At 34.2% G+C, this 12,644-nt stretch carries 16 protein-coding genes; 5 read left to right on the top strand and 11 right to left on the bottom strand.

Annotated features, from left to right (window positions below; all coding sequences use genetic code 11):
* Nucleotides 1-3: 3 nt before the first annotated feature.
* The 4 genes from NCE97_RS03210 to NCE97_RS03195 all read left to right on the top strand — a co-directional run bounded on the left by NCE97_RS03210 (nucleotide 4) and on the right by NCE97_RS03195 (nucleotide 2,442).
* Entirely contained in the window at nucleotides 4-558 is a 555-nt protein-coding gene (locus NCE97_RS03210) for a hypothetical protein (protein ID WP_353777423.1), read from the top strand.
* A gap of 124 nt (nucleotides 559-682) precedes the next feature.
* Nucleotides 683-1,285, top strand: a complete 603-nt coding sequence (locus NCE97_RS03205; RefSeq protein ID WP_353777422.1) for a hypothetical protein — start codon at nucleotides 683-685, stop codon at nucleotides 1,283-1,285.
* A 108-nt stretch (nucleotides 1,286-1,393) separates the two neighbouring features.
* Nucleotides 1,394-1,873 (top strand): hypothetical protein, encoded by a 480-nt coding sequence (locus NCE97_RS03200; protein WP_353777421.1) that lies wholly within the window; start codon nucleotides 1,394-1,396, stop codon nucleotides 1,871-1,873.
* Nucleotides 1,874-1,887: 14 nt separating this feature from the next.
* Nucleotides 1,888-2,442 (top strand): hypothetical protein, encoded by a 555-nt coding sequence (locus tag NCE97_RS03195; RefSeq protein WP_353777419.1) that lies wholly within the window; start codon nucleotides 1,888-1,890, stop codon nucleotides 2,440-2,442.
* A gap of 54 nt (nucleotides 2,443-2,496) precedes the next feature.
* On the opposite strand, the gene NCE97_RS03190 is transcribed toward NCE97_RS03195, so the two are convergent.
* The 3 genes from NCE97_RS03190 to NCE97_RS03180 all read right to left on the bottom strand — a co-directional run bounded on the left by NCE97_RS03190 (nucleotide 2,497) and on the right by NCE97_RS03180 (nucleotide 4,398).
* On the bottom strand, nucleotides 2,497-2,892 hold the full coding sequence (locus NCE97_RS03190) for a hypothetical protein (RefSeq protein ID WP_353777418.1): 396 nt from the start codon (nucleotides 2,890-2,892) through the stop codon (nucleotides 2,497-2,499).
* 89 nt (nucleotides 2,893-2,981) lie between these two features.
* On the bottom strand, nucleotides 2,982-4,001 hold the full coding sequence (pheS, locus tag NCE97_RS03185) for a phenylalanine--tRNA ligase subunit alpha (protein ID WP_353777417.1): 1,020 nt from the start codon (nucleotides 3,999-4,001) through the stop codon (nucleotides 2,982-2,984).
* Nucleotides 4,002-4,041: 40 nt separating this feature from the next.
* A complete protein-coding gene (locus NCE97_RS03180) occupies nucleotides 4,042-4,398 on the bottom strand; it encodes a hypothetical protein (protein WP_353777416.1) in 357 nt (118 codons plus the stop codon).
* A gap of 143 nt (nucleotides 4,399-4,541) precedes the next feature.
* On the opposite strand from NCE97_RS03180, the gene NCE97_RS03175 reads away from it, so the two are divergent.
* A complete protein-coding gene (locus NCE97_RS03175; RefSeq protein WP_353777415.1) occupies nucleotides 4,542-5,063 on the top strand; it encodes a CvpA family protein in 522 nt (173 codons plus the stop codon).
* A 66-nt stretch (nucleotides 5,064-5,129) separates the two neighbouring features.
* Here the strand turns inward: NCE97_RS03175 and NCE97_RS03170 are convergent, their stop codons facing one another.
* From NCE97_RS03170 to NCE97_RS03135, 8 genes are all read right to left on the bottom strand, one after another.
* Entirely contained in the window at nucleotides 5,130-5,759 is a 630-nt protein-coding gene (locus NCE97_RS03170) for a carbonic anhydrase family protein (RefSeq protein WP_353777414.1), read from the bottom strand.
* A 17-nt stretch (nucleotides 5,760-5,776) separates the two neighbouring features.
* On the bottom strand, nucleotides 5,777-7,642 hold the full coding sequence (locus tag NCE97_RS03165; RefSeq protein ID WP_353777412.1) for a SulP family inorganic anion transporter: 1,866 nt from the start codon (nucleotides 7,640-7,642) through the stop codon (nucleotides 5,777-5,779).
* A 91-nt stretch (nucleotides 7,643-7,733) separates the two neighbouring features.
* A complete protein-coding gene (locus NCE97_RS03160; protein ID WP_353777411.1) occupies nucleotides 7,734-8,339 on the bottom strand; it encodes a DUF2490 domain-containing protein in 606 nt (201 codons plus the stop codon).
* A gap of 114 nt (nucleotides 8,340-8,453) precedes the next feature.
* On the bottom strand, nucleotides 8,454-9,263 hold the full coding sequence (locus tag NCE97_RS03155; protein ID WP_353777410.1) for a universal stress protein: 810 nt from the start codon (nucleotides 9,261-9,263) through the stop codon (nucleotides 8,454-8,456).
* Between the two features lie 10 nt (nucleotides 9,264-9,273).
* Entirely contained in the window at nucleotides 9,274-10,845 is a 1,572-nt protein-coding gene (locus NCE97_RS03150) for a SulP family inorganic anion transporter (protein ID WP_353777409.1), read from the bottom strand.
* An 87-nt stretch (nucleotides 10,846-10,932) separates the two neighbouring features.
* Nucleotides 10,933-11,244, bottom strand: coding sequence for a hypothetical protein (locus NCE97_RS03145; protein ID WP_353777408.1), 312 nt, complete (start codon nucleotides 11,242-11,244; stop codon nucleotides 10,933-10,935).
* Between the two features lie 77 nt (nucleotides 11,245-11,321).
* A complete protein-coding gene (locus tag NCE97_RS03140; protein ID WP_353777407.1) occupies nucleotides 11,322-11,876 on the bottom strand; it encodes a peroxiredoxin family protein in 555 nt (184 codons plus the stop codon).
* A 14-nt stretch (nucleotides 11,877-11,890) separates the two neighbouring features.
* Entirely contained in the window at nucleotides 11,891-12,640 is a 750-nt protein-coding gene (locus NCE97_RS03135) for a tetratricopeptide repeat protein (RefSeq protein ID WP_353777406.1), read from the bottom strand.
* Between the last annotated feature and the right edge of the window lie 4 nt (nucleotides 12,641-12,644).

Below are 12,644 nucleotides of genomic sequence, written 5' to 3'. Positions count from 1 at the left end.
TAAATGGAGACATACAGAAGGATTATTGAAATAGTTGATGCCAATATTATTTATTGCCTTATTCCAATAATCTTGACATTAATGCTTGTCGAGCTTTTCTTCAAAAATCGATTCGAAACAAAAAAGGCCCTGAATCTAGTTCGTTGGACAATTATTTTCTACGCAATCGTCACATTTACTGTTTATTTGATTGGAATGGCTATTTATCCTGATGAATATGCGTTTATTAACCGAGCAACTGGGCCTTATGCAATAGCATATTGGATTATGTTTTTCGGTGCTTTAATTTTACCTCTTACTTTATTCGTTAAAAAATTAGCATCAAAATTTTGGTATGTTCTTTTAGTCGCATTTGGGATGAAAAGCGGATTATATTTTGAAAGATTTGTAATTTTTGTAACTAGCTTTCATAGAGATTATTTACCCGAAAATGAGAATACCAAGCTCATAGATTTACTCTCTTTTGATATTGGTATCATATTCCTTCAAGGTATGCTAATCGCTATTTTGACTTTGATACTATTAGAAATAATAAAAAGAAGTGCAAACACAGCATGAGGCGATAAACTCTACCTCACCAAAACATCCTTTACCTCCAGAACGTTATCTAAAAGGATATTATATTTTTCTTAAATTGATTGATGTAAGGAAGATTCCTTTTATCAAATAGTTGGGTTTAATTATGAAAACTAACATTATAACATATTTGTTATTTCTAGCTTTTTTACTGATTTCTTGTAAGCCAAAACAAAACTTAGTTTACGAAATTAGTTTTCCTGGTTTTTTCGGGAATGAACTTGATTTTTTAGGAAGTTTTAAGTCGTCTAGTAAAATAGAAAATGAGCAAAAAATATTTCATTACGATAGTTTAAATTTAAAAACTGTACTAAATGAAAAAAACTACGAATTTTGGATTGACAACATATTGGTTTACTCTATGCCGACAAAAATTGAGAATGAATGTCGAGTTATAGAAGTATTTAAGAAAAATTTTATTCTAATATCCTCTGGTAGTTGTGGAATAGCAACACCTGATTTTGTTGATAGAAACAATGTTAAAGTAATTGATTTAAATTCACATAAGGTTTACAATTTTTCACTTAATGAGTTTCGGCTAACTAGGTCTATTAAACGTTCCAGAATCGGTTATCCTAATTCAAAAAAATACTTTGGTATTGTAAGTTTTGATTTAGATTTTAATAAAATGAAAATTTATAATCAGTTTTCTGGAACACTGGAAATAAATCTGAATGAAATAACTAAGCTCAACAACGAACACAATTAACTGTCTTTATCGTTGTTTATTTTATCGCATACGTGTTTGTTTACTAAATTAGTTGCTCAAACACGCAACTAATCATACTCAAAACCGTTGTAAAACATTAAAAACTAAATGAAAATTACATTAACAATAATTGCTGCAATTGGAATCATCTTACTAATAGTTTCTTGTGGCAGCAAAACAAAAAAAGAAGAGAGGGAAACGATTATGATTGACCCAAGTGAACTAATACCTGGACCAATCCAGCATAAAGATTTATCCGAAAACCAATTAACCAAAATTAAATCGATTCATAAAACTTTCGAAGAAGTTTATCCTATAAGTCTGGAAGAGACAATAACGAACTTTAAACGTGACCTCAATATTGACAAAGAAATTAACCTTTGGCTGAAAATGGAAGAAACGTTTCAAAATATTATAAATGAAAAAGAATACGGAAAAACTGAAGAAAGAAAAGAAGTTTTTAAAATTATCCTCATGCGAACTATGATGCCAAAACATGAAGTAAAGAGTAATTTAGAAATTAAAGAATTATCAGAAAATGATGCTGATTATGTGCTAGATGAATTTGAATCGCGAATGAATAAATAAAATGCATTACAACAATGATTATAATTCATTTTGGCAAAGAGCTAAAACAATGTTTAATTTATAAATCAAAAAGCTGGATTTTGTTGTACGTAATGTTGACCCAAATGAGAAACTATTTTCTTTTATTAATGTTTTTGACTTTTATATCATGCGATACAAAAAATCATATTGAACTTGATGGGAATTGGATAATAACAAAAATGACCTACAAAGGCAAAATGGTATATCCAAAAACTATAAATCAAACAGTTCGGATTGTATATAGCGGATATGAAAACTCTGAGAGTATGACTTTTCGAATATCTGACTCGACTCTGACTCTTCCTGGTTTTGAATCGGAACAATTGAAAACAGAATTTGCTTTTGAAAAAGGAAAGTTAAAAATTGATTCTAATACTACAAACTCCGAATCTGCATTGACTAATGAAATTTTTAGCGGAATTTATGAATGGTCATTTTCGAACACCGAAAAAACATTGGGATTGAAATCTGATAAAACAAATATTGATTTGATAAGTCAAAAGAAAATAATAAGCGACGCTGTTGATAAAACATTTGAAGGATTTTAAACACTAAGAAGAACAACATGTTTAGCTCATTGCTGCTAAATTCCTTATACAAAACTACCTCACCAAAACACCCTTTAGCTTCATCAACGGAATGGTTTGTAGAGCATTCTCATTAATCGTGTTCTTTCTGAATAGATAGGTTTTATCAAACATGGATGTGCCTTCAAAAAACGTTACTTTAAATTCATTATTTAAGGCTAATACCTCATCTTGTAAGAATTCAACCTTGGCATAAGACTTTGCAGGAAGTTTATCTAGCTTGTGACGCATCAATGAGGTTTCTCTATCTTGGTCATAGCCTTTCGTAACGATTAAAACCATGTCTAAATCAACCTCTTTATCGTTGATGATATAGGCATTCCAATCGTTGGTTCTATGCGTTTCGTTAAACTCACGAACTACAGCGACATAAACGTCTTTAACTTCTGGAATTTGAATGTCTTTTTTCATATTCTGCAATGTCGCTTCGAGAACCTCAGCGACCATGAAGAGATTTATTACTGATGCCTGAGGTTCTCGAAGGCATCATGTTTAGTTCACTATAAGCTACTCTTAAACTGTTTCAAGAAACGCACATCGTTTTCACTCAATAAACGAATGTCACTGATTTGATGAAGTAATAGTGCAATACGATCGATTCCCATTCCGAAGGCAAAACCAGAGTATTCTTTAGAATCAATACCACAGTTTTCCAATACATTAGGATCTACCATACCACATCCCATAATCTCTAACCAACCTGTTCCTTTAGTCATCTTGTAATCGGTCTCGGTTTCGAGTCCCCAATACACATCGACCTCAGCACTAGGCTCAGTAAACGGGAAGTATGAAGGACGTAATCTAATCTTGCTCTTTCCAAACATTTCCGTAGTGAAATATTGAAGTGTTTGCTTCAAATCAGCAAAACTTACATCCTTGTCAATGTACAAGCCTTCAACTTGATGGAAGAAACAATGCGAACGTGCAGAAATAGCCTCGTTACGATATACTCTACCAGGAGAAATCGTTCTGATAGGTGGTTTGTTGTTTTCCATGTAGCGTACCTGTACAGAACTTGTATGTGTACGCAATAAAATATCTGGATCGGTCTGAATAAAGAAGGTATCCTGCATATCTCTAGCTGGATGATATTCAGGTAAGTTCAGTGCTGTAAAGTTGTGCCAATCGTCTTCAATTTCTGGACCTTCACTCACATTGAATCCTATACGAGAAAAGATATCAATGATTTGATTCTTCACTATTGAAATCGGATGACGAGACCCAATGTTGATAGGCGCTCCAGGACGTGACAGATCGCCATAAATACCTTGTTCTTCTTGTTGGCTTTCAAGCTCAGCTTTTAGTGTATTGACTTTGTCTTGAGCAGCTACTTTTAAAGCATTAATGGTTTGACCAAACTCTTTTCTTTGGTCTTTAGCAACATTTTTTAATTCAGCATAAAACTCATTTAGCAATCCCTTCTTCCCTAAGAACTTAATTCGGAATGCTTCAATTTCATCCTTAGTCTGTGCTTTAAATGCTTGTGCTTCTTCGGTTAATGCTTTAATCTTGTCTATCATTGATCTAGCTCAAAAAATTGAAAGGCAAATTTAATAATTATTAGTCTATAAACTCTGTTTCGACAAAATAGTTTACAATGGCCTCTTTCATTAAGATGCTTTGCTCACCTGCTTTAAGGAATGGTAATTCTTCTTTTACTTTGTAGTGTGGCCATCCCTCTTCATCCACAAAATCGAATTCGTAATAACCATATGGTTCTAGAAGTTTGCATATTGCTATATGCATTAAGTCTAGCTTATGATCCTTCTTGAATTTTCGATCCAACTGCCCAAGTTCCTGTACACCAATAAGGTAGATAATGGCGTCCAAATCCAAAGTATCTCCATCTGCAAATTGCGCAGATAACTTGTCGACTACCAGGCCCCATCGTTCTTTTAATTGCTCGTCTCTTGCCATAATTGAGCGCAAAGTTACTGACTTATAAAATATTGAAGAAGAATTATCGTTATAATCCTATCAATCTATTTTTTTAAAGCTATTACAATACATTACTTTTAATCTTAGGGATTTCCCATAAATTTGTAGAAATCTTGGTTTGTATGACTGTAATTGATATTGTATTAGGCGCACTGTTGTTATTCGGATTAGTGCGTGGTCTGTTTAAAGGCCTTTTCGTAGAGGTTGCCTCTCTTTTGGCACTCGTGCTTGGTGTATATGGTGCTATTCACTTTAGTAATTTTGCTGCAGATTTTCTTCAGAGTCGAACCGACTGGACAGAGAAAACGATAAACATTACTGCGTTTGCAATCACGTTTGTGATTATTGTATTGGCAATAAGCCTTGCAGGTAAAGCATTGACAAAGTTAGCAGATTTTGCTTCGCTTGGTATCCTCAATAAGCTTTTGGGCGGTGTATTTGGCGCAGCTAAAATTGGACTTATTCTCAGTGTGGTATTGATTGTTTTTGATCGTATGAATAATACCTTGCCTTTTGTAGATGAAGAAGATGTTGAGGATTCGGTACTCTATAAACCTGTAAAATCCATTGCACCAATTCTATTTCCAAGCATCATTAATTCTGAAAGCTCAGAAACAGAGGTAGAAACTGAAACACAAGTATAAAAAAAGCCGTTGCACTTCGACTCTGCTCAGTGACCAACGGCTTTTATTTTCTGTATATATATCTTATTAAAGCATTTCTACTTTTCCTGTCTTAAGACTATAAACACCTCCAACAATTTGGATCTCTCCATTGTCTTCCATCTCTTTTAGAATTGGAGATCTTTCACGAATACGATCCATCGTTAAACGTACATTGTTAGCCACAGTAGCAGCAACAAAATTTGGATTAGACGAGTTTGCTTCACCTTCAACCTCTTCCGAAGATTTGTGAACTGCTGGCATAATGTTATCTAACATTGCAGTTATATTTCCTAGCTCTACGCTATCGCAAGCAGCTTTTACAGCACCACAAGCTTCATGACCCATAACAAGCACTAACTTACTTCCTGCTACCTTGCAAGAATATTCCATACTTCCAAGAATATCTACATTCTCAAAATTACCTGCAACTCTAGCTACAAAGATATCTCCAATAGCTTGGTCTAGTACAGTTTCAACAGGCACTCTTGAGTCTATACAAGATAGTACAACAGCCTTAGGGAATTGCCCAGATGTTGTTTGACTTACTAATGCGCCATTGTCTACTGCTTGTCCATTACCGCTTGTAAATCTATTGTTTCCTTCTAATAAATCTTGCAAAACACCTGAAGGCGTTAAAGCGCTTTGCATGTCTTTTGTTATTGCTATATTTTTCATTTTCTGTTTTTAAAAAATTATACTTGATCTTTTATATTTTCTTTTACCCAAGCCAGACATTCATCAAACGACTCAAAAATGTGCGACTCTGGTATAAAGTCTGGTATAATGTCGATACGTTCCATCATGTACCGTGGTTGTTTTAATAAGCCCACAAACAGAACTTCGACATCTTTAGTTTTTAAATCTTGAAGCATATCTTCCATAGCATAGAGCCCGGATTGATCCATATACTGCATACGCCCAAGACGCATGATTACAGTCCTGGCTGTGTCTGGAATCTGTAGCGATAATGCTTGAAAATCACTTGTAGAGCCAAAGAACAGAGGTCCTTTAATGTGCTTAATGAATACCTCTTCCTTAAGGTTTTCAGGGAAATCTTTTTCGTCTGCCCATGCTTTTTCTTTCTTCAAATTCTTGACATCAGACCGTTCGGCAGTGAGATCTCCAATCTTTTTCATGAACATTAAGGATGCAATTACTAAACCAATACCTACTGCAAATACTAAATCCCAGAACGAAGACAATATCAATACAACTAGCATTATAACAACTTCTGAACTAAACCTAATTGGTCCTAATTTGATATCCTTAGGTAACGATGGAATAGCTCTTAACCCTTTATAATCCATAACACCTATACCAACTGTGATTAGAATTCCTGCTAATACTGCTGCTGGAATTTTAGAAGCCAACGGTGCAATCGCTAATAAGATTACAAATAAAAGGATACCTGCAATCATACCAGATAATTTTGTCTTACCTCCAGAATTGATATTTACAACAGTTCTGATAGTTGCACCTGCTCCTGGTATTCCTCCAAAGAGTGACGCAATACTGTTTCCAATACCTTGACCTATCAACTCTTTGTTTGGCTTGTGCTTAGTCTTGGTCATGTTGTCTGCAACGATACTCGTTAATAATGAATCTATTGCTCCTAATAATGACAGCGCTAAAGCGGTAAAAATATACGGCTGAATACTACTGAGACTGAAATTGGTAAAAATTTCAGTTTTAAGCTCTGGTAGACCTTCCGGAATTTCAGGAATTGGTCTATAATCCAAACCTCCTAAAATAGCAATGGCTGACATTACAATGAGCGCCACAAGTGTGCTAGGTATTTTTGTAGTTATCCGCTTAAACCCATATATGATGAAAATGGTTGATAACGCTAATATTAGTTCTAGCCAATTAATATGCTTTAAAGCTCTTGGCAATACTTTTATGGCTCCCAAAACACCTGAAGCATCTTTACCTGCTAAGGTTTTTGATTCCATAAGAATATCATCTTGAGTTATCTTTTCTGCTCTGCTTATGGTCTCTCTAAAATCTTCTAGTACAAGAATTCCTTCTCCTGCTTCATCCTTGAGAATGTTTTCTAAAATAACTTCTTCGGCTTGCGGTTTATACTGGTTTACAAAATCCATATCTTCTTTTGGGTAATACCCTATTGAAGGTAGAATTTGCGTTACCAAAATAATGACTCCAATGGCTGTCATGAAACCTGAAACTACTGGATATGGTATGTACCTTATGTACTTACCCAGTCCAATCATTCCAAGACCTATTTGCATTAAACCTGCTAATAAGAACACTGTTAGTATTGCAGGTAAGGCTTTTTCAACACTTCCATCATTAGCTGCAATAATCCCAGCTATAATAACCATACTTACAGCTGTCATAGGCGCTGTAGGCCCAGATATCTGTGTGTTTGTTCCTCCAAATAACGCTGCAAAAAAGCTAATGAAAATAGCACCGTATAGTCCTGCACTTGGACCTAGACCAGATGATACACCAAAGGCTAATGCTAGTGGTAAGGCTACAATACCTGCTGTGATACCACCAAATGCATCACCTCTAATGTTCGAAAAAAGATTCTTCATATGAATTCCTGATTTTAGTCAGTTATTTCTCTGAAAATACGTTAATTTTTCAAAATGAGAAAATAACACTTAAATCAAAAAAAAACATTGGCTAAAAATTAACAAACGTTATCATATTCAATTGGTCTCTACTCGACATTTCAAAGAACTGATTCATGTACCCTAATTCGAAGCGTACATTTTTATTTAACCTAAACCCGACTCCTCCATATAAACGGTTTCTGTCAAAAATACTCGATTCGGTATTCAGGAAGATTTCATTGTAAGCTGATAAATACCATTTACTTGGCTGATCATCTTCTGTTGAACACAACGGAATATTGAAGCTTAGGAAGTAACGGAAACGCATTCTAAAGTCATCTTCTACAAAGCGTTGTTCAAACCTGTAGCGATGGCTAAGACCTACTTTTCCTATTTTTTGTTTTGTAATAAACTGTTGGTAAATACGATGTTCGTTGACACTAACTTTATCGTCTCCAACATAGTTTTCTGAAGCAATAAAACCATAACCTAGTAATACGTTGTTGTTATTTTCGGAAAGGTTGTAACCAATACCTGTTCTTAACAGTAATTGTTCTAAATCGCCAATGGCATCGTAGTTACGATATTGCACTTCATGATGCCAATTCCACTTTTGGTCAATCTGCTTATTTCCAAAATAAATAATCCAGTTCCCAAAGGAACTATCTTGACTCATTCCAAAAAATGGAAACACCAAACAACAAATTATTACTAGGCTAAACTTGGTTTTTATACGCTTCACTTTAGTTATCTCTTTAAATTACACTTTATCTATTGCAAAATACTAAACTTAAGCAACTTCTTGTTTCTTAGAGAGTAAAACTGGCACTTCAAGCTTTTTAATCACTTCAGACATTTTACCAGCCTTAGATTTATTGTCAGAGTTCTCTCTATCTAAACAAACCAAATTGATATTATTCTTTTGCAAGTAATTAGATAAATTCTTTAACGAGTTATCATTTTGTTCAAAAACATATTCAACTGTTTTATTACCAGAAACACTTTCGCTCTTCTTTTTATCAAAAGAACTATTTACAATATTGAATGATTTTAATGGTGTTTTGGCATGGCCTAGTAGTTCTTCAGCAAAATCAACTTTAAATACATCTTGCATGTTATTGATTAATCCTAATGACAACTCTTTGTTTGGCTCTATTGTATTCTTTTCTGAAGCTATTAAAATGGAGCCTTTGTATTTTTTCAAAACAAAATCTGTGACATTGTCTCCTGAAAACTTCAGTGGATTGGATTTTCTCTTGCCCAAAACAACAATATCTGGGTTAGACTTATTGATATGATTTTCTATCTCTACCTTAACATTCCCGAATGAAAAAGTAGAATTGATTTTCATGTCATATTCTTTGGAGACAGTATCTATTACATTCTGAATCTTTTTTTCAGTAGAGATATGTTCTCGGTTTATGGTTCTCATAGCAGACAATTGATTGTCTTGATCTACGATTTCTGTTGGCTTCTTTACATAGAAAAGCTCTATATCTGCATCAATCATCTTAGCTAAGCCTACTGTACTCTTTATTGTGCTTTTTGTTGAACTTTTTAAGTCTGAAAGCACTAGTATTTTATATTTATTTTTTTTCATGATTTATTTTTTAAGCTGATTTTGGTCTTAGTTTGAAAAACTCGATAAAACTATCTGGGTTTTCTATAATTCCTCGTTCAGAAATTAACTTAATATCAATATTCCTCTCTTTGGCTTTGAATGCAAAATCTTCAAGAATTTCAATAATATCATTATCGAGATATCTTGTCTTTCTTACATCTAGCTCCAAGTACGTGTCTATTGGAAGGCTATCTAATTCTTTTAAGATTGCTCCCTTGTTGAAGAATGTCACTTCTTCTGCTAAAGTCATTTTTATTTTGTGCTTACCGTTACTCTGATCTTCAATATGTAAGAAGTGAGAATTTTGGTAGCTCTTTATTAAGATCACAACAATACCTACTGCAAGTCCAAGTCCAATTCCTATTAATAAATCTCCAGTAATTACCATAGGTAAAACTGTAGCCATAAAAGGTATAAATTGCTTCCAGCCTTGGTCGTACATCTTTTTGAATAATGAAGGCTTAGCTAATTTGAATCCTACAATCAATAATACCGCTGCTAATACAGATAGCGGAATCATATTTAGCAGTCTTGGGATAAGGATTATTGAAGTCAATAAGAAAAATCCATGGATTATTGCAGACATTTTACTTCTTCCTCCAGATTGAATATTAGCAGAACTTCTAACGATTACCTGAGTAATTGGAAGTCCTCCAATCATCCCAGAAACAATGTTTCCTGTTCCTTGAGCTAATAACTCTCTATTGGTTGGTGTAACGTTTTTGTGCGGATCTAATTTGTCTGTAGCTTCAACACAAAGAAGTGTTTCTAAACTAGCTACTAAAGCTATTGTAAATGCCACAATCCATATATCTGGATTGGTTATAGCAGCAAAATTTGGAAAGCTAAACTGGTTTAAAAATGAGCTTGTATCTTCTGGTACAGGAACACTTACTAAGTGTGCTTCTGTGATTGCCAAAGTCTCGCTAGATTGTGTAAATACAAAGAATAAAATCCCAAATACTACAGCTACTAAAGGTCCTTGAACAATTTGAAATATCTTAGCTTTTTTAGCCAATACTTTCTCCCAAAGTAATAGAATTAAAAGTCCAATGACTCCTACGATAGTCGATCCAATTTGGATCTGATCGAAAATACTTAGAATCTGGCTAACTACTCCTTCTCCACTTCCTTTGAATAGTGTAAAGGCCTTATCATAACCAAAGAAGTGCGGTATTTGCTTTAAGATAATAATGATACCAATACCTGTAAGCATTCCTTTAATTACTGAGGATGGAAAATAGTATCCGATAATACCTGCTTTTAGAAGTCCGAATATTAACTGGATAATTCCTCCAAGAACTACAGCAAGTAAAAAGTTTTCAAAACTTCCAAGAGTAGCAATTGCAGCTAATACGATTGCTGCCAAACCTGCTGCAGGCCCACTAACTCCAATATTGGATCCACTTAAACTACCAACTACTATACCTCCTACAATCCCTGCAATTAAACCAGAGAACAGAGGGGCTCCACTTGCCAATGCGATACCTAAACAGAGTGGCAACGCCACAAAAAATACCACAATACTAGCTGGCAAGTCATTTTTTAAATACTTGAACATAAAATATACGTTTTGCCTCGGCGTTATTGCCAAGAACTATAATTAAACTAAAAATTGATTGGTGCGCGAGGTGCGCTAAAAACGGGATTAAACGACGTTTTGTTCGGGTGGTGGGGATACCAATTCCTTGTCGTTTGATGAATAGGATTTCGAATAATAAGCTTCTGCCAATGCCAACTGTTCCGAAAGCATATTATACAAAGGGAATAAGTCTTGAAATAATTTTACTTCTTTATCTTTGGAGGATTCTTTCCCTTCCTTGCCTTCTTTCTCTTCTTCTTCAGCATCCAAAAACAGGGAAGCCTCAGCATTACAGTCTATAACCGACACTATTGTTGGAGCCGCAGTGACTCCAAGTAATATGGTTATAAAAAATAACGTGATTAGAGATTTGAGCATTGGTTTTTTAGTTATCGAAACAACAAATATAAGTTTTTATTTGTTAAACAAATATTAAAAAACCTTAAACAGTTCAATTATAGGAGTTTATTGATTTTTCGTTCAATTTTCTTGAAAATATTTAAGCTCAAAACTTCGCTAATATATTCGACTTTCCCGTTCTGATCTATTATCATATTATAGGGATAATGGGGTATTTTAAATCTTTTACTAAGCTTTCCGTCTGAAACTACAGTATAATCTAATTGATGCGTTTCTAGGAACTTCGTTAGCGATTTTTTATCATTCCAGGCTACTGCAAAAAACTCTACTGGCTTGCCTTCGAACTTTGCTTTTAACTTATTCAAATCAGGAAACTCTTCGACACAGGGTTTACATTGAATAAACCAAAAATTCATAACGACTACTTTTCCCTTTAACGAGCTTAAGGTATGCTTATTCCCTTCAATATCTTCAAAACTTAATTCGGTAAGTGTAGAGCCATCAATCTCTTTTCGTTGCTTTTCGTTTTCTTTTAGAATGGCTTTATACTTTTCTTCTTGTGCTTTCCTAAACTGTACTTTTTTGTCTTGGCAAAAGGTGTTTACGGAGAGTAAAAAAGAAATGGTTAGGGCAAAAATCTTAAATATCATTATTTTAAAAAGGGTTATAGTGGCTTTATATCCTCGCTTTCCACCCAACCTTCGTTGCCGTTGGCAAGTTGAATCTTTTTCCATTGGTCAACAGAATCTAAGACTTGGACTTTGGTGCCTTCGTGAAGACGGAACGATTCTTCGCTCCTTTTATTAGGCTCACTCATAACTCTACTTTCTTGAGAAAACACTATGGCTGGCTTATCTTTTTTTACTAGGTTGTACTTTTTGAAAGCGAATGATAAAGCAATAAGCCCAATAAATAAAACTAGAAAGCTACTTACGAAGCTTAAACGCTTTCGTGTTTCGCTATAAGAAAAATAATATAGTAAGAACAACACTATTGAGAGTATTACTAGAGCTATGGATATCTTTGACCAATTATCAAAGGAGAAGGTATTGGTAATATCCTTCATTATTTTTGAAAACCCAGCTTGTGGTAGTACCTCGATATCATCAATAGTCATATTTCTTGCAAAAGCTGCATTATTCCTAATGTCCTTATCATTTGGCGCAAGACGTAGTGCCTTTTCATAATTATAAATGCTTGGCGCTATATGATTGAGTTTGTAGTGCGCATTTGCCAAGTTGAAATATACTTCTGCGGAATGTTTACCATTTTCTAAGATTAGATTATAGGCATCAATAGCTTCTGCATATTCTCCATCATTGTATAAGGCATTGGCTTTTTCGAATAATGCTTGGTTCTGAGCAATTACAAAATTGCTAATCAACAGTATTACTATGTATGATAAATACTTCATGTAA

The sequence above is a fragment of the Winogradskyella sp. 3972H.M.0a.05 genome, assembly GCF_040493455.1.
Taxonomy (GTDB): domain Bacteria; phylum Bacteroidota; class Bacteroidia; order Flavobacteriales; family Flavobacteriaceae; genus Microcosmobacter.
This window is presented reverse-complemented; position numbering and strand designations above follow the sequence as displayed.

Bases quoted from the DNA above. Each gene is read 5' to 3' on its own strand.
- NCE97_RS03195 (WP_353777419.1), top strand. From the start codon at position 1,888: ATGATTATAATTCATTTTGGCAAAGAGCTAAAACAATGTTTAATTTAT.
- NCE97_RS03155 (WP_353777410.1), bottom strand. From the start codon at position 9,263: ATGAAAAAAAATAAATATAAAATACTAGTGCTTTCAGACTTAAAAAGT.
- NCE97_RS03165 (WP_353777412.1), bottom strand. From the start codon at position 7,642: ATGAAGAATCTTTTTTCGAACATTAGAGGTGATGCATTTGGTGGTATC.
- NCE97_RS03200 (WP_353777421.1), top strand. From the start codon at position 1,394: ATGAAAATTACATTAACAATAATTGCTGCAATTGGAATCATCTTACTA.
- NCE97_RS03180 (WP_353777416.1), bottom strand. From the start codon at position 4,398: ATGGCAAGAGACGAGCAATTAAAAGAACGATGGGGCCTGGTAGTCGAC.
- NCE97_RS03170 (WP_353777414.1), bottom strand. From the start codon at position 5,759: ATGAAAAATATAGCAATAACAAAAGACATGCAAAGCGCTTTAACGCCT.
- NCE97_RS03150 (WP_353777409.1), bottom strand. From the start codon at position 10,845: ATGTTCAAGTATTTAAAAAATGACTTGCCAGCTAGTATTGTGGTATTT.
- NCE97_RS03145 (WP_353777408.1), bottom strand. From the start codon at position 11,244: ATGCTCAAATCTCTAATCACGTTATTTTTTATAACCATATTACTTGGA.
- NCE97_RS03140 (WP_353777407.1), bottom strand. From the start codon at position 11,876: ATGATATTTAAGATTTTTGCCCTAACCATTTCTTTTTTACTCTCCGTA.
- NCE97_RS03210 (WP_353777423.1), top strand. From the start codon at position 4: ATGGAGACATACAGAAGGATTATTGAAATAGTTGATGCCAATATTATT.
- NCE97_RS03205 (WP_353777422.1), top strand. From the start codon at position 683: ATGAAAACTAACATTATAACATATTTGTTATTTCTAGCTTTTTTACTG.
- NCE97_RS03160 (WP_353777411.1), bottom strand. From the start codon at position 8,339: ATGAGTCAAGATAGTTCCTTTGGGAACTGGATTATTTATTTTGGAAAT.
- NCE97_RS03175 (WP_353777415.1), top strand. From the start codon at position 4,542: ATGACTGTAATTGATATTGTATTAGGCGCACTGTTGTTATTCGGATTA.
- NCE97_RS03190 (WP_353777418.1), bottom strand. From the start codon at position 2,892: ATGAAAAAAGACATTCAAATTCCAGAAGTTAAAGACGTTTATGTCGCT.
- pheS (WP_353777417.1), bottom strand. From the start codon at position 4,001: ATGATAGACAAGATTAAAGCATTAACCGAAGAAGCACAAGCATTTAAA.
- NCE97_RS03135 (WP_353777406.1), bottom strand. From the start codon at position 12,640: ATGAAGTATTTATCATACATAGTAATACTGTTGATTAGCAATTTTGTA.